At 44.0% G+C, this 17,165-nt stretch carries 9 protein-coding genes; 1 reads left to right on the top strand and 8 read right to left on the bottom strand.

Going from position 1 to position 17,165, the window contains the following annotated elements; translation table 11 throughout:
- Nucleotides 1-15 precede the first annotated feature (15 nt).
- From QSH61_RS07790 to QSH61_RS07770, 5 genes are all read right to left on the bottom strand, one after another.
- On the bottom strand, nucleotides 16-2,412 hold the full coding sequence (locus QSH61_RS07790) for a glycoside hydrolase family 15 protein (RefSeq protein ID WP_206472705.1): 2,397 nt from the start codon (nucleotides 2,410-2,412) through the stop codon (nucleotides 16-18).
- 10 nt (nucleotides 2,413-2,422) lie between these two features.
- Nucleotides 2,423-3,922 (bottom strand): MFS transporter, encoded by a 1,500-nt coding sequence (locus tag QSH61_RS07785; RefSeq protein WP_010604045.1) that lies wholly within the window; start codon nucleotides 3,920-3,922, stop codon nucleotides 2,423-2,425.
- A 3-nt stretch (nucleotides 3,923-3,925) separates the two neighbouring features.
- Nucleotides 3,926-5,800 carry an alpha-amylase family glycosyl hydrolase gene (locus QSH61_RS07780; RefSeq protein WP_102056599.1) on the bottom strand — a complete coding sequence of 625 codons (1,875 nt, stop codon included), beginning with the start codon at nucleotides 5,798-5,800 and terminating at the stop codon, nucleotides 3,926-3,928.
- Between the two features lie 119 nt (nucleotides 5,801-5,919).
- Complete coding sequence (locus tag QSH61_RS07775; RefSeq protein ID WP_206472704.1) at nucleotides 5,920-7,434, bottom strand: tryptophan halogenase family protein; 1,515 nt, start codon at nucleotides 7,432-7,434, stop codon at nucleotides 5,920-5,922.
- A 158-nt stretch (nucleotides 7,435-7,592) separates the two neighbouring features.
- On the bottom strand, nucleotides 7,593-10,451 hold the full coding sequence (locus QSH61_RS07770; RefSeq protein WP_206472703.1) for a TonB-dependent receptor: 2,859 nt from the start codon (nucleotides 10,449-10,451) through the stop codon (nucleotides 7,593-7,595).
- 635 nt (nucleotides 10,452-11,086) lie between these two features.
- Between QSH61_RS07770 and QSH61_RS07765 the strand changes: the two genes are divergently transcribed.
- A complete protein-coding gene (locus tag QSH61_RS07765; protein WP_174169054.1) occupies nucleotides 11,087-12,706 on the top strand; it encodes an alpha-glucosidase family protein in 1,620 nt (539 codons plus the stop codon).
- Between the two features lie 40 nt (nucleotides 12,707-12,746).
- On the opposite strand, the gene QSH61_RS07760 is transcribed toward QSH61_RS07765, so the two are convergent.
- The 3 genes from QSH61_RS07760 to pheT form a co-directional block, all read right to left on the bottom strand.
- The gene (locus tag QSH61_RS07760; protein ID WP_206472701.1) at nucleotides 12,747-14,357 is read right to left on the bottom strand and encodes an EAL domain-containing protein; all 1,611 of its coding nucleotides are present in this window, start codon (nucleotides 14,355-14,357) and stop codon (nucleotides 12,747-12,749) included.
- 111 nt (nucleotides 14,358-14,468) lie between these two features.
- The gene (gene ihfA, locus QSH61_RS07755) at nucleotides 14,469-14,768 is read right to left on the bottom strand and encodes an integration host factor subunit alpha (RefSeq protein WP_010377997.1); all 300 of its coding nucleotides are present in this window, start codon (nucleotides 14,766-14,768) and stop codon (nucleotides 14,469-14,471) included.
- 2 nt (nucleotides 14,769-14,770) lie between these two features.
- Nucleotides 14,771-17,158 carry a phenylalanine--tRNA ligase subunit beta gene (gene pheT, locus QSH61_RS07750; RefSeq protein ID WP_206472698.1) on the bottom strand — a complete coding sequence of 796 codons (2,388 nt, stop codon included), beginning with the start codon at nucleotides 17,156-17,158 and terminating at the stop codon, nucleotides 14,771-14,773.
- Between the last annotated feature and the right edge of the window lie 7 nt (nucleotides 17,159-17,165).

The following is a 17,165-nucleotide window of genomic DNA, read 5'->3' as shown; positions in this document are numbered from 1 at the left end:
TTTACTTACTGTTTGTTATTTCAGTTTACTTTCTACGATTGGGTAGTGATCCCACACTTGTTTTTCATTAAGAGAGCGCACTAACTTTACGTATTCAGCATGTGTCCAAGCCAAAGGCGTCGCCGAGTTGGTTCCTTCGCCAAGTTGATAGCCAAAGGTATTTTTACCCACACCATCCCATACTTGCTCAGGTAACATCATGCCTTCATTAGCAAAGTGCTCCATCCCCTTCACGTAGGTATTTTGTATTTTGCTCTGTTCATCCGCACTTAACTCACCATCGAGCAGCGCCAGCGCAATATCATAGTGACCACGCTCTCCGGTAAAGAAAGGCCACACTCGACCGCGTTGGCCATCGGTATTCTGACCATTTTCGGCATAATTAATACCGCGCTTCTCGTCTTCACCATAACCGTCGTTACCGTAACGGCGATACCCCGGATAACTATTAACATCGCCATCAAATTTAAAGCTATATTTTACTCTTAAGTTTTCAGCTATCGACTCATCATCATATTCAGGCATGGTAGCCACGATGCTTGGGGCATCAGCCCCTCTAACCCCGTAACGCACAAGTTCTAAAAAGCCACCGTCGATGATTTGCTTCTTATCCATTCCGCTGCGGCCATTATTGGCATTTAAGGTCGTACTGGAATTAGGGTTTTCGTCTTGTCCAATACGGAAAAAATATTGACCGTCACTGTGTTTGCTTTGCAGATTACCTTTGGTTGTGAACATGAATGACTCAACATCACGATTGTACTGCTGCGCCGTCGCAAGGAATTTCTCTTGTCCCGCTTTATCACCGGCCAATTTAGCAATGTCGCTCGCTGTCACAAGGCCTGCAATGATTGCCGCGGTAGTCGATGGTGAATAGCCATTTTGCTCTTCCCAACGCTCTTGTTGCGTCGCAGGCGGTATGATTTGCGTGTCATTCCACAATATTTTAGCCAGCCCTCCTTCAACTAAAAAGTTAGCCGCGGGCTTTAACATCTTATTGTACCAATAAACCAGTCTATTATCGCTTAGCACACCCGCTTGCCACAGTTTCCATGCCAGCATAATCGGCATTGCTGTTTGGTCAAGCTGTACTCCAACCCACTCAAGCTCGCCATCTACATGCGTTTTTTGTAAGAACCAGCCGGTATCACCATGGTTACCCGGTGTTTTATCCGTAACTTGCACTTTTTCTAGATACTCAAAAGCAGTGAGTGCTGTTTGTGTATCTCCCATCGCCAAAAATGCCATCGCTACTTGATAAAAATCACGCACCCATACTGCTTTATAACCGGTATGGCCTTGCTCTGCTGGTACTGTGTCACCCCATGGATTCGACAACGATGCTATCAGTGCACCGGCATGGGTTTTATCTTCTTGCGCCTTAAGCACAAGCGCACTGATGTAAAGTAACTTGCCGTTGTCTGCGGTATTTGCCGTCATGGACTCTAGTGGCGCTAAACTTTCGAGATAATCTTGCCAGCCCATCGCAGTGCCTTGACCATTATAATCAGCCAGTACTTTATCGTAACCTTTGGCTAATGTGGCTGCCCCCTCAGCAAAGCTTTGCTGCTGAGAATGACCAAAACTCAAGGTAAGGTCAAAGGTGCTGCTGCCCTTTACTTGCCCTAAGTTTGCCAACCAGTTAACGTTGCCACTCTCTTTGCCTGTAGATGTATAAGCCTGGGCTATATGTCCTGTAGTCTCAAGTGCCGCTAAATTATCGCTGGTGCCAGTAAAACCGACAGATGCTTCAACAAAGCCGGTTTTGCTCTGCAATGAGAGATAGTTCTTACCTTCCCATGCTAACAAACCTTGCTCTGTCACTTTTGCAAAATCGTTTAAGCCATTGTTATTCACGTATGGATTAACGTTCACAAAAGCCTGTACATTTTTGAATTCAGTATCTACTTTTGCTCGAACAAACAAGGTTTGTCCATCAGGGTCGGTAAAAATATGCTTTTCAAGAGTAAAACGGCCTTGCTTATCCTTGCTTAATATTTTGTAAGCCAGCGATAACGGGCGCCCACTGGCATCTTTATAAAGGTAGTCAATCGTGACATCTAGAGCGTCAGTATCAGATTCTTTCACTGCAAAGCCGTCACCCACGATGATAAATTGCATGTCTTTGATCTGCGCTTGGTGAATAAGTCCAAACATGGTCTCTGTGATCATCCCTTTTGCAACAGAAAACCATACCTTTGAAACTGCTTTAGTAGCCGTAGAATCGCTGTACTTGCCGTCTTGGTACGCTTCGTACGACGTACCAATCCCCGTTTTTCCAGAGTATGACCAATAAGGTTTAACGCCAGGTGCACCTGGTGCCGTCAGGGTTTCATTGCCAGATTGCTGTGATCCGCAACCCATGAGGCCAGCACTTACCAAGGCAAGTGCGATTGTTGATAGTTTAATCATCTCGTTCTCCTTATTGAGCCTTTATCGTGACTCTTGAAACAGCTAATGCAGCGAGTAAAAATGACACGCCTCCGATGACGAGTGCGAATATCGGTTGGTTATCAAAACCATGACGCAGAATTAGACCTAGAATACTGGCGGCGAGTAATTGTGGGATCACGATAAAAAAGTTAAAGATCCCCATAAATACACCCATTTTGTTGCTTGGCAAAGCGTTACTTAACATCGCGTAAGGTAATGACAAAATAGATGCCCAAGCAAAGCCAATGCCCACCATTGGCAACCAAAGTAATGTGGGGTCAGCGATAAATTTGAAGCTAATTAAAGACACTGCGCCAAAAAACAAGTTAGCTGCATGTGCCCCTTTGAGACCGATGCGCTTAACCATGAATGGGATCACCATCGCAGCAATAGCAGCAAAACCATTGTAGGCTGCAAATAACACCCCGACCCAATCAGCACCGTCGTTATAAAGCTTGCTCGTTACATCTGACGTACCATAGTGATGGCTCGTCACCGCTGAGGTGGTGTAGATCCACATGGCAAATAGCGAAAACCAGCTAAAAAACTGCACCACAGCAAGCTGCTGCATGGTCTTTGGCATCGTAAATAAGTCAAAAATAACATGATAAAAACCATTACTTACGCGCTGCTTTTGCTGCATCACATGCGCAATGACAAATACAATTGCAAAAGCGATGAGCAGCCCGCTAAGCAAATAAAGCTCTTTTTCAAGGCCAAGAAGTGCAACGGCAAGCAGTACAATAACGCCAATGAAACCGCTCACCGCACTGCCTTTTAAAAAGTTCACAGGTAAGCCTGATTGAGTTGCGCTCTGCGTATTCGTTTGCGCTTGTTCAAAGGCTGCGAGTTGCTCAGGGCTATATTCTTTCGTTTTTAGAATCGTCCACAATACGGAGATGAACAAGATAGCTCCCCCCCAGTAAAATGCGTATTTTACCGAGTCAGGGATTTGTCCTGCAGGAGCTGTGTTACTCACCTCAAACCAATTAGTCATCATCCAAGGCAGCGCAGACGCGACCACAGCACCGACACCAATGAAAAAGCTCTGCATCGCATAACCTGTAGCACGTTGCTTTTCATTCAGATTATCACCTACTAATGCTCTAAACGGCTCCATCGTGACGTTGATCGACGCATCCATGATCCACAGCATACCCGCCGCAATCCAAAGCGTTGGAGAATTGGGCATAATGAAAAGCGATAGCGTGGTGAGAATAGCCCCCCACAAGAAAAATGGTCTTCTACGCCCAAGTTTTCCCCATGTTCTATCACTCCAGTAGCCGATAATTGGCTGCACGATTAAACCCGTTAAGGGCGCTGCAACCCACAATATAGGGATGTCATCGACCTTGGCACCGAGGGTTTGAAAAATACGACTCACATTGCCGTTTTGCAGTGCAAAACCAAATTGGATCCCAAGAAACCCAAAGCACATATTCCATATCTGCCAAAAACTGAGTTGTGGTTTTTGTTGTTCTTGTTGCATAGCTTACTTCTCTACTTGATAAACCGCGCTGGCAAGCGGCGCTAGCGCAATCGTTGCGTTGACGTGCTCGCCATCAGTCGTTGGTTGTAATTGTAAAGTCGGGTGTGACTCTAAAATATCGTTATAAGCACCATGCCAATCTTTAGGCAGATTTACGGTGACTATTTGTTCTTGTTCCGCATTAAAGTTGCTCACGACCAACAACTTTTGTTGACCTAATTTACGGCCAAATGCCATAACTGTTTCAGCATTGCTTGGCATCTCAGCACTCAGGGTGACTTGCTGGTATTCACCAGCCGCAATCGCCGGCTGTTTTGCAAGATTGAGTAATTTGACGTAGTAATTACGAAGCGCCTTCTGCTCATTTGAAAGAAGCGCGCCATCAAACTTCCCGTCATTCATCCATTTCTGATGTTCGGGTACACCAATATAGTCAAAGATACTGGTTCTGCTTGGGCTGCCGAACCCCGCCTGCTCAGAGCCATCCTCCCCTAATGTTTGTCCAAAATAGATCATCGATGGCGCTGTGCTTATCAGGTGACTAACCACCATAGCGGGTTTACCTTTTAGCGGATCGCCTACAAATTCAGGGCTTGCGATACGCTGCTCATCATGGTTTTCTAAAAAGTGCAACATATGTGGGGCAATATCGGCTACCGATAGATGACTATCCAATACGGCTTGGGCACTACCTTTGCCTTGCATTAACACCTTTAACGTGTCGTAGAAACCCACTTTGTCGTAGAGGTAATCCATCTTCCCTTGCTTGATATACGGGCGATATAAAGTGGGGTTATAGACTTCTGCAAGCAAGAAAGCTTCAGGATTTTTTGTTTTAATCGAAGAGTTTAGGAAGCTCCAAAACTCTACTGGCACCATTTCCGCCATATCGTAACGGAAACCGTCTACGCCCTTTTCTAACCAAAAGTGCGTAATGGCTTGAAATTTGTACCAACTATCTGGCAATTGCTTGTGTTGCCAAAATTCAAAATGTGCACGGTAATCCTGCTGAGCATAATCGTCAGGCAGGCGTTCGAAATCGTAGCTACCGTCAGGCTTCACCCCGTAATTCACTTTGACGGTTTCATACCAATCATTAATATCAGGCTTTGCCGCACGAGCACCGTTACCGGTCCACTTTGCTGGATTTTCTGCAAATTTGCCATCCGCCAATGGATGAGATCCACCACCTAACACCTGATAGCCTTCACTCGTTGGTACTGTAAATTCCTCACCAACCACGTAATAAAAGTTATTGTCCCTAGCATATGCAACTTGCGTGTCGTCATTCGCGCCAAAATCGACAGTTCCTTTAGGCGCACCGAGTGACTCATAGTTACGAGCGACATGGTTTGGCACAATATCGATGATCACTTTCAAGCCGGCGTCATGTGTACGTTCAATTAAGGCTTCAAATTCAGCCAGTCGCGCAGAAGGATCGTTCGCAAGATCAGGGTTAACGTTATAGTAATCTTTTATTGCATAAGGTGAACCCGCTCTGCCTTTTACAACATCAGGATCATCTTGGCTGATCCCATACTTACTATAATCCGTCACTACTGCGTGATGGAGCACGCCGGTATACCAAACATGGGTCACACCCATCGCCTTAATTTGTTGTAATGCGGTAGGAGTAAAATCAGAAAACTTGCCTACGCCGTTTTCCTCTATTGTTCCCCAAGGTTTGTTCACCGCTTTGGTGTTGCCAAAGAGCCTTGTGAATACTTGATAAACAACAGGTTTGCTCACTGGCGCCACTTCCGATTGCAATGTCATTTGTTCGGTTTTTTTATCAACTGGCTTGGGGCCACAGCCGCTTAAACTCACTGCACCACCCAAAAGCGCTGACACAGCCAATAGTAGAGATTTATTTTTCATAGTGTTGTCATAATGCTGTTTTAAAAGAGTCTATTTGCGTAAACGAACGTACTGAACCCATCACATATGTATTCAGAGAGACCCTTAATTAGATTTTATTTATAACGATTAATACCAAGTTACTTGTGAACATTTGCCGCAAAGCTTTCTAGCTCCATTCGGTGATCTTTAAAATTCAATCCACATCGTCTGATGAAGTCATTCACTTTTTCGATGCTATGTTGGTTTGCTAGGGCATTGCCTGACTTAAGCTGAGCTTGTTCTGGGTAGATACCATAACCTGCCAATAAACAATGCCAGCTGACTGAAGGGTAATATTGATCAACGTTTTGGCGAACTAATTCATCCGATAAGTTGTTACCAGAAACCCAAGTCTGTAAAATTTGATAGAGTGACCGCGATAAGTGGTTATTGTTGGCATTATCAAGCCAGTAGTTGGTGTCAGTACGACTATTCACACGATAATGAGCGACGATATAGTCTCGAATAGCCTGATACCGTTCGCTCAAAGCGCGGTTGTATTTATCTCTGTTACCATCGGTAAAGCCCGCATCTTGGTAGCATTCAATAAAGCTCTGAACGGTTTCTTGGACTATATGCAAAGCGGTTGCTTCTAAAGGCTCTATGAATCCTTGAGATAAACCAATCGCTATACAGTTTTTGCTCCAGTGCGCTTTAACTTGCCCGACTTTCATTTTTATATGCCGAGCTTCTACATCAGAGTCCAACAACCCCAAAGCAGCCCTTAGCTCGGTTTCGGCTTGATCCGCATTACAGTAACGCTGACTATAAACATAACCGTTACCGATACGATTCGTTAATGGAATGTGCCAAGACCACCCAAATTGACGCGCAACAGATTGTGTTTCGGAGCGGATAGTGTCAAGTTGCTTGGTAGGTATAACGACCGCAGCGTCGTTAAATAAATTGGACTCGAATGACTCGAACCCCACGCCTAAAGTGTGTTGTAGCAGTAAACTTTTGAAGCCCGAGCAGTCAATAAAAATATCACCAGCGATTTCCGTACCATCAGACCTTATCAGTGCCGCAATATCACCATCAACGTGTTTTCGAACGTCGGTAATTGTGGCATCAATGTGTTTTACATTAAACTCAGCCGCTTTGCGAGCCAACAACTGGCCAAGCAAAGCTGAGTCAAAGTGATAACCATAATTAATTTCGAATGGGAAGCTTTCTGCAGCAATTGGGGATTTATTTAAATCAGCCAAGTGAGTTGCTAAAAAAAAGTGGTCTGGGTGGCCCTCTACGTCAATCGCCTTACGCCGAACAAAGCTGTTATGAAAAAAAGCCGGTGCACTGTAGTCATCAGGTTGTGCAGGAAATGGGTGAAAATAGCTAGAAAACCCAGGTTTTGTCGACCAATCTATAAACCGAATGCCATTTTTATAGGTCGCATTACAAGCCGGCATCCACTCGGCTTCCGAGATACCTAAATAGTCCATAAATCCTTTGAACTGCGGAGTAGACCCTTCACCAACACCAATAGTTCCGATGCTAGAAGATTCAACCACAGTGATTTCTATCGCTTTATCTGCCCAGCTTTTTGCCATCATATTCGCGGCCATCCAACCTGCAGTTCCACCACCTAAAATCACTATTTTCTGATTTTTCATCGCCTTCGCACCTTAAACCTATTAAAAACCACGTATTGAAAGTGAAACAAACATATCAATTTAGATAATTGATGATAACCACTCATTACACAGTGAGCGACTATAAAAAAGCCACCAAAGCAGGTGTTACTTTGGTGGCCATGAATGCTTGCTAATAATTAGAAGCTATAGTTGAACCCTAAATAATACTGGCGACCAAACTCTTTGTACTCACCAGTGGCAAGTGCAGTACCATAATTAGTGGTATTTGGCTCATCAGTTAGGTTATTAACCTGTAAGACGGCTTCCAAACCATTCTCAAAGTTGTACGATGCCTGCCAATCAACAACTGTATATTCATCAGCCCAAGCTAGAGAAGAGCCTCCTGGTGAAGCCCCTTCATATACATACTCATCACGGTAACGGATATTCAGGTGCGTTGTGAACGAATCTATGTTCCAAAATACCGTAGCACTCCATACATTTTTTGATAGGCCAGGGAGTGGCAGTTGCTGATCAGGGAAGTTACCACCGCCATCTACCGTTGTTTCGCTCTCGGTATATGAATAGTTAGCGTTAAAACCTAAGCCCGAAAAGACACCCGGTAAATTATCAAACATCGTGGTATAAGCCAGCTCAATACCTCTTATGTATCCACCTTGATCATTGTTCTGAGTCGTTTGGTATTGACCTGCAACAAATCCATCTGGTACCTCTAGGCCAATATCAGCCCAGTCAACCTCACCTTCTTGATAAGTAATACTTTCAATCAAAGATTCAATATCTTTCCAGAATATCGCGGCAACAAAAGCACCACCATCTTCAAAGTAACGCTCATAAGATAAATCAATTTGAGTCGCTCTAAACGGGTCTAAATTTGGGTTACCTTTTGACCACACATTATAACGAGGACTAGTACCATCATTTGCGGTGTCAGCCCAAGACCCTGCACCACCTCTAAGCTGGTAGACAGGTGGACGGCCAATAACTTCTGCAGCTGCAAACCTAATTTGGTCCGTGTCACTCACTCTGAAATTGAGGTTTAGTGAAGGCAATGTGTCCGTATACTCAGGGCCGTAATTAACATGGCGATAATCGGTTCTTTCAACGCCATTGTCATCGATGATTGAGTCACCAACTTCATCGCCTTGGATCTGTTGAATGCCTATTGATTTCGTATCAGTTCTTACTACTCGAACGCCAAAATTACCCGTCACTGGTATGTCGGCAATTTCGGTATCTATATTTGCCATAATATAACCGGCTAATACTTCTTCTCGAACAGCGCCACTTTCAATGAGCGTCCAATTGTGACCCCAAGTTTGTTGTGCCTCATAATTGCCCGGACCAAATACTTCGTTAGCGATACCTTCAAGGTCTAGTTCCAAGTATTGGAAACCTCGAGTATCTCTAACCGAAACATATCCCGTCAAATCGTGAGGAATACACGGGTGGTTCTGATCATTAAATTCACAGCCTTTGTTCGTGACGATGGTGCCATCCGGTAACTGGTAACCATTTTGGCCTTCGCGTGCGCCCCATCTAAATGTCGAGCGTTGATCCGTAAATTCACGGTCAGACCAACGCGCACCAACTTCAATCGAAGAAATAAAGCTGTTCTCAATAAAATACTTAAAATCAACCTTAACGCTATCTAACTCGTCTGTGTACTTGTGAGGAAATTGTTCCCAATCACCCAGTCGCATATTAGATAGGTCGGTATACCCATTGCCAAGTGTTAACAGTGGTGAGTCTTTCTCTCTTTGTTCGAAAGAAAAGGTTTGATTTCTTAATTCTTGCCAAGTGTTAACTAACGTTCCATCTTCCAGTGTAGAAGTACCGTATTCATATGCATGCATTGAAGCAATCATATCTCTACGCGTTTTTTCCCCTTCACTATGAGCCCAGTCGAACTTTAATTCCCACGAATCTGTCGTGTATTGCAAGTTTAAGCCAAAGCTGTCGGTGGTTGAATCCGTTGATTGGTCTTCAGAGCGCATCTCAACCCATGGACCATTGGGATCCGTAATAGTCACATCCCCAGCAACTAGAAAACCGTCTTTAACAACTGCATTATCAACCGAATACAACGAGTTAATATCTTTTGAGAATCCTTCAATATTTAAGCCGCTCTTTTTATCTTCCGATTCAAACTTAGAATGGAAATAATCAAATTGGACTTTGAACGCGTCTGTTGGCTGATATACCAAAGTGCTTAACAGGCCAAGCCTTTCATCACTGCCTTTGGCTGAGCGATATTGAAAGCCATTGACCGAACGCTCTTCTGTACCATCACCATCAAAATCTTGAGAGCGTGTAGGAGCATGCGCTGAGATATCAATTGCGTTATTTGGTTGGTTTAGATACGCCCCACCAATAGCAAAACCAAGTGTCTCATTTAGGAATTTACCTCGGTATGAAAAACTAATACGTTCGCCTGTTGAATCCGCGCCCACATCTGATGCAGCATCATTGTAGGAATATCTTACCGAAGAATTAAAATTATGTTCTTTTTCAGCATCGAGAGGGTTTGCCGTTTTAAGTTCAACCGTAGCCGCAACGCCACCTTCAATCAGCGACGCTTTCGGTGATTTATACACTGCGGCTTGATTAATTAATTCTGACGGATATTGGTCGAATGAAATCCAGCGACTACCTGCAGTATATCCACTGGTACTCGCCTGCTCACGTCCGTTTAATGTGGTTTGAATAAAGTCGCCGTTCATCCCGCGAATATTAAGTTGCGAAGATTGCCCACTTGCTCTTACCGCGGTGATCCCAGGTAGACGGCTCAACGAGTCAGCGATTGACACGTCAGGTAAGGAAGCTAAGTCTCCAGCATCAACTACTTCTGCAATGGTGTCGCTAAATCTTTTTTTATCGATTGAGGCGATGATACTGCGCGAGATACCTCGAACTTCGATCACCTCAACGTTTTTTTCTTCATTATTAGCAGTGTTATCTTCAACAGGAGCAGCATGGCTCACACCTGCAGCAATCAGCGCAAGCGTTAGCATACTCGGTTTGAACTTAGACATAATGTTTTATCCCAATTAACCATATTATATTGTGCGATTTGTTCATCTGGCGTGCAAACTGATGAAAAAACAAACGAGCACAGTTGTTGTCAGTCAAATACTAGCGGCTGATTAAATTTGTAAACAACTTTATGCATACGTATTCAAAGCTAGTGCATTTCAACGAAATTTACAGGTTTTTTACAGGAACAAAACTCAACTCAATGATATATATATAGTTTTATTGGGTAAGGTCAAAAGGCCGACCACATTTATTTACCAGCTTTAATTTCACTAAATCTTAACTTTCACGGGCTATTATTGTCGACTGAACACCAAAATATCCTCAACATGTAATCTATAGCTATACTTAAGTTAAATTGGTCTTACCAAAAATTCACTCTTACAAAGCTTTATTTGTCTGGTTATTCCCTTTTAAAGGTCAATATTGGTAAATTTATTTTATAAAATAAAATTATGTGAATGAGTTATCATAAATTCACCTCACAAAACCTGCATACGTATGCAGGTTTTTTACACCCCACCGAGCATGACGTATTCTTTGGCAAAATTAGTGGTGAAAGTGCCCAGCATAGTATTTACTTGATACTCAGCACTGCCACAGAATAAACACGCACATAGCCTGGAGAAAGTGCATGGCAAATAATGAATGGTGGAAAGGCGCGGTTATCTATCAAATATATCCGCGTAGCTTTCAAGACAGTAATGCAGACGGTATTGGCGACTTACAGGGTATTATTCAGCGACTAGACTACATTAAATCGCTTGGTGTTGATGCAGTATGGATTTCACCATTTTTTAAATCGCCAATGAAAGACTTTGGCTATGATATTAGCGACTATCGCGATATCGATCCTATGTTTGGTACGCTCGACGATTTTGATACGCTTATTGGTGAAGCACATAAACGTGATATTAAGATCATTATTGATCAGGTACTTAGTCATACCTCAAATCAACACCCGTGGTTTGTCGAAAGTCGTGAAGACAACACAAATGATAAAGCAGATTGGTATGTATGGGCCGATGCCAATCCAGACGGCAGTCCACCAAACAATTGGCTATCCATTTTTGGTGGTGTTGCCTGGCAGTGGGAGCCTAGACGTTGCCAATATTACCTGCACAACTTTCTCACTGAGCAGCCGGATCTCAACTTTCATCACCCTGAAGTACGTAAAGCCGTACTAGATAACGTCGAATTTTGGCTTAAAAAAGGCGTTGATGGCTTTAGACTAGATGCCATCAACTTCTGTTTTCACGATAAGCAGCTTAGGGATAATCCAGCTAAACCCATTGAACTTCGTCAAGGTCGTGGCTTTAGCGAAGACAACCCTTACGCTTTTCAGTACCATTATTACAATAATACGCAACCAGAAAATTTAGCGTTTATGGAAGAGATCCGTGCCTTATTAGATAGATACCCAGGCACAGTTAGCTTAGGTGAGATAAGCTCAGAAGACTCTTTGCAAACAATGGCAGAGTACACGGCCGATGGTAATAAGCTACACATGGGTTATAGCTTTGAGCTGCTAACTAACGACTATAGTGCAAAGTACATCAGAGAAACGGTTTCTCGCCTAGAGTCAGTCATGACCGAAGGTTGGCCATGTTGGGCGTTTGCAAATCACGATGTAGAACGGGTAGCAAGTCGCTGGAGTATAGATGGCAAGGTAAACGATGCACAGGTCAAAATGCTCACCGCCCTTCTCGGTTCATTGCGTGGTAGCGTCTGTATGTACCAAGGCGAAGAACTAGGGCTTGGCGAAGCCGCCGTTGCCTTCGAAGAGCTGCAGGACCCATATGGCATTACCTTTTGGCCAAACTTTAAAGGCCGTGATGGCTGTAGAACGCCGATCCCGTGGACACAGGCAAAAACTAATGCTGGCTTCTCAGAGTCTAAGCCTTGGTTACCAGTTTCTGAAGCGCATGCCCTACGAGCTGTAGACAAACAAGCAGTAGATAGCAATTCAACGCTCAGCTACTATCAAGCATTTTTACAGTGGCGAAATGCGCAACCTGCACTAAAAACAGGTGACATTGAGTTTATTGACACTCCAGAGCCAGTATTAGCTTTTTACCGTAGAACCCAAACCCAAACATTGCTGTGCGCATTCAACTTAGCAGCTACTCAACAAAGCGTGACACTTCCTGAAGTTGCATTAACGCAGTGCGACCTGAAGCACCTAAGCGGCACGGCGAGCGCAAATGCACTAATACTTGATGCATTTGGTTGCTACTTCGCTGAGGTTTTATAATAGTTAGGTCTTTTTCTGAGCTTTGGTTAAATAAGAGCGGTTAAGCCGCTCTTTTGTTATCTAACACTTTATCTATCTCACGCTGTAGTTGCGGTAGCTCTAGTGCTTTGAAATAAAGCCAACCTTGATGGATATTCACCCCTCGACTTTTGAGATAACTAGCTTGAGCTTGAGTCTCTACCCCTTCAGCAATCAGTTTCTTATCCAGCTTTTCCGCCATATCAATCACTGCCGATAAAACCGGGGATTGCAAAGTATCTAGGCCAATTGATGCTACAAAGCTCTGATCTATTTTCAACAGGTCGATCGGAAAACTTTGCAAGTACTGTAAACCACTATACCCCGTGCCAAAATCATCAATCGCGATTTCTATTCCGGCACGTTTGAGCTCGGTGAGTACCGTTTTCGTTTGAGCCTGCGTCAGCACATCACGCTCGGTTAATTCAATAGTCAACGAGGATATTTGGTTTTTTGCAGCAAGCAAGGCATCGATATAGCGTTTAGAGCCCAGAAGTAAACCATTAACGTTAAAAGACACCTTAAAGTCTGGCTGAGCGGCTAAGATGTCCGTCAAATCTCGCACAGCATTTTCGACTTGCGCTATCGAGATGTCTAAAATAGTACCATCACGCTCAGCTTCTGGCACAAAGTAAGCGGGGCCGAGCACACCTTCAAGTGGATGACGCCAACGAATGAGTACTTCCACGCCCACTATCGATGGCACCTCTGCATTAACAAGAGGCTGATACACGTTAAATAACTCATCATTTGCCAATGCTCTTAATATTTGTGTTTTACTGCTTAGCTGGCGCTTGTCATAACTGATCAATAGCAACGTGAGGCCAACCCAGGAGGCACAATACAACACACTCCAAAGTACTAGCCACAACCACCCTAGACTCACTAGTTTCTCATCATTTTTTGCAATAATTAAGCTCATCTGCGGCAAACTTGGAATAGCTGCAACATACGCAAACTTTACCTTTGCATCATCAAAGAGCCCCTCTACTGCGCGGCTATTAGCCACTGGAAATAGTTTCTGACGGATTGGCAAAGCGTATTTACCATTTAAAAAAACCGGCACACCCGTGCTATTGTCGACCAAAGCAGCAAAATCGGTATTATGATGAGCTGAGATATCAAGCATACTCTTTAGCCAATGATCCGGCATCAACACATTTACCTCATAACCATCGTCTCTCGTGCGCGCTAAAACAAAAGCAGGAAGTTCTAAATAGTCGGTAATGATTGGGCCATAGTATCTAAGCCCGGGCTTTTTTATTGGGGCGCTGGTATTCACAGGTGGAGTGAGTTGCCCAAAAGAATTGCAGACCAATTTCCCTTTACTATCTACGATCCCTATCTCGCTCATGCCTGGGTTTTCAAAAACCAATCTACGCATGTAGTGTAGACCCTCAGGGTCGCAATTTGGAGAAAGATGGATAGCATGTTTTAAGGTATCGTCTACAACGACAAACTCTTTGTTGATGTCAGATACAATCCGACTCGCTACAGTGACAAGGTTGGATTTAGCGGTTTCTTTTTGATGCACATAGGTGAAGGCAGCCACGATTGAAAATACAAAGGTGCAAGACAACCAAGCAATAAAGATATTCTTAAACAACTTGCTTAAGGAGTGTGCTCCTCGCATAAGCTCCTCACTCCACGGAACGCAAACAGGCGCAGAGTGTAGCTCGAATATGTGACAAAACTATTTCAATATAAAAAAAAGCCTTGGTTTCACCACCAAGGCTTTCTTATATTACAAGTTTTTGCTTGTGCCGACCTCAACACGGGTTTTTAACTTTTGGCCAGGCCTAAAAGTTACCACGCGTCGCGCAGAGATAGGAATATCTTCCCCAGTTTTTGGGTTCCTACCTGGGCGTTCCTTCTTGTCGCGAAGGTCAAAGTTACCAAACCCAGAGAGCTTTACTTGCTCGCCGTTTTCTAGCGCTGAGCGGATTTCTTCAAAAAACGCTTCAACTAAGTCTTTGGCATCTTTCTTATTGATCCCCAGTTTTTCAAATAGGTGTTCAGCTATGTCGGCTTTAGTAAGCGCCATATCTAGTCCCTCAACGATGCATTGAATTGTTTGGCCAGTTCGGCCACCACGTTTTCTACAACCGCGTTGATGTCTTTCTCTTCGAGCGTTCTATCAACCGCTTGTAATGTTAGAGCAATGGCTAAACTCTTATGATCAGGTTCAACCCCTTGCCCTTTGTACACATCGAATAAGTTTAGGTCAACTAATTGATTTCCGCCAACTTTCTCAATGCACTCTAAAATATCGCCTATTTTTACGTCATCTGCAACTAAAATAGCAATATCTCTTCTATTTGATGGGAATTTCGAGATACTAACCGCTTCTGGAAGCAGGCGATTTTCTAAAGCAGCCATGTCGATTTCAAATACATATGGCGTATCTTTAAGTTCTAACGGCTTTAATAGCTGAGGGTGTACTGCACCGATGAAACCAACCTTTTTACCGTCTGCATAAATTGCAGCAGATTGACCAGGGTGCAAACCATCGCTCACTTCCGCTTTAAAGCTAAAGCGTGCTTTATCGTTACAAAGCGCTAGTAATGCTTCTACATCGCCTTTCACATCAAAGAAATCCACTTTACGTGAAGGCACTGACCAATGTTCGTTATGCGTATTACCATACGCGATACCACCGATCACAGCGGTTTGACGTACGCCGTTTTCCGCGTTGTCGTCTTTGATGAACTTAAGGCCCGTTTCGAATAAGCGAATACGCGATTGTTGACGATTTTGATTATAAGAAACCGCATTGATCAAGCCTGTCATCAGGCTTACACGCATTGCAGACATTTCAACCGAAATTGGGTGCGGAAGAATTAATGCATCTGCTTCTGGGTGTAGCTGCTGTTGTGCTTTTGGATCAACGAAGCTATATGTGATGGCTTCTTGATAACCACGGCTTACTAACTCATCTCTAAAGCGCGCTACAGGCAAACGTGCTTCTTGATGATCTGTCATCTTTAACGCAGCAGTTGGTGCCACATTTGGAATATTGTTGTAACCGAATACGCGCGCAACTTCTTCAATTAAGTCTTCTTCGATACTAATGTCAAAGCGATAGCTTGGTACTTGAGCTTGCCACTGGCTGCCTGCAAATGTTACTGCTAAGCCCAGACGTGTTAAGATGTCTGATACTTTAGCATCTTCGATATGATAACCGATCACGCGGTCTAAACGCTCACGGCGTAAAGTCACTTGACGCTCTTTTGGTAAATCCGCTTCTGACACAGCTTCAACAATCGGTCCGGCTTCACCGCCAACGATTTCAAGTAGCAAGCCTGTTGCTCTTTCCATCGCATCACGCTGCAGTACCGGGTCTACACCACGCTCATAACGGTGCGATGCATCGGTATGCAAACCGTAGCTACGTGCCTGACCTGCAATCGCAAGCGGTGCAAAGAACGCGCTTTCTAACAAGATGTCTTTTGTCTCGTCACTAACACCTGACTGTTCACCACCGAAGATACCTGCCATCGCAAGTGCTTTATTATCATCAGCAATCAGAAGTGTTGATGGATTAAGCTTCGCCGTGTTGCCGTCTAACAATACTAGCTCTTCATTCTCAAAGGCATTACGTACTTTAATTCCACCTTCGATTTGGCTTAAATCGAACGCGTGCATAGGGTGACCTAGCTCAAGTAATACGTAGTTCGTAACATCAACAACTGGATCAATTGAGCGTACACCGCAGCGGCGTAGTTTCTCTACCATCCAAAACGGGGTCTCTGCTTTAACATTAACGCCCTTGATCACACGGCCTAAGTAGCGTGGACATGCTTCGCTGTTTACCAATTCAATAGAGATTTTATCATCAATCGTTGGCGTAACGGGCGTGATAGCAACTTCTGTTACGTCGATGCTGTTTAGTACTCCAACTTCACGAGCCAGACCTTTGATCCCTAAACAGTCGCTACGGTTAGCCGTTAAATCGACATCAATCGTTACATCGTTCAAGCCGAAGTATTCACGAATATCTTGACCGATTGGGGCATCCATAGGGAGTTCTAAAATACCGTCTGAACTTTCCGCCATGCCAAGCTCTTCAAACGCACACAGCATACCATGAGACGGTTGACCGCGAAGTTTAGCTTTCTTAATTTTGAAATCGCCTGGAAGCGTTGCGCCCACTTTAGCAACCGCTACTTTTAAACCCGCACGGCAGTTAGCGGCACCACAGACAATATCTAGTAGTTCGTCTTCGCCTACGTTTACTTTTGTTACTCTAAGTTTGTCAGCATCTGGGTGTTGACCACATTCAACCACTTCACCGATAACCACACCTTGGAAGTCACCGGCAACTGGGTCTACACCATCAACTTCTAAACCCGCCATTGATAATTGCTCAGATAGCGCATCAGTATCAATTGCTGGATTGACCCACTCGCGTAACCACTTTTCACTGAATTTCATACTTTTG

The sequence above is a fragment of the Pseudoalteromonas sp. JC3 genome (assembly GCF_030291895.1).
In the GTDB taxonomy this organism is placed as follows: Bacteria; Pseudomonadota; Gammaproteobacteria; order Enterobacterales; family Alteromonadaceae; genus Pseudoalteromonas.
This window is presented reverse-complemented; position numbering and strand designations above follow the sequence as displayed.

Excerpts from the sequence above, each read along its gene's own strand:
- QSH61_RS07790 (WP_206472705.1), bottom strand. The coding sequence starts at position 2,412 with ATGATTAAACTATCAACAATCGCACTTGCCTTGGTAAGTGCTGGCCTC.
- QSH61_RS07785 (WP_010604045.1), bottom strand. The coding sequence starts at position 3,922 with ATGCAACAAGAACAACAAAAACCACAACTCAGTTTTTGGCAGATATGG.
- QSH61_RS07780 (WP_102056599.1), bottom strand. The coding sequence starts at position 5,800 with ATGAAAAATAAATCTCTACTATTGGCTGTGTCAGCGCTTTTGGGTGGT.
- QSH61_RS07775 (WP_206472704.1), bottom strand. The coding sequence starts at position 7,434 with ATGAAAAATCAGAAAATAGTGATTTTAGGTGGTGGAACTGCAGGTTGG.
- QSH61_RS07770 (WP_206472703.1), bottom strand. The coding sequence starts at position 10,451 with ATGTCTAAGTTCAAACCGAGTATGCTAACGCTTGCGCTGATTGCTGCA.
- QSH61_RS07765 (WP_174169054.1), top strand. The coding sequence starts at position 11,087 with ATGGCAAATAATGAATGGTGGAAAGGCGCGGTTATCTATCAAATATAT.
- QSH61_RS07760 (WP_206472701.1), bottom strand. The coding sequence starts at position 14,357 with ATGCGAGGAGCACACTCCTTAAGCAAGTTGTTTAAGAATATCTTTATT.
- ihfA (WP_010377997.1), bottom strand. The coding sequence starts at position 14,768 with ATGGCGCTTACTAAAGCCGACATAGCTGAACACCTATTTGAAAAACTG.
- pheT (WP_206472698.1), bottom strand. The coding sequence starts at position 17,158 with ATGAAATTCAGTGAAAAGTGGTTACGCGAGTGGGTCAATCCAGCAATT.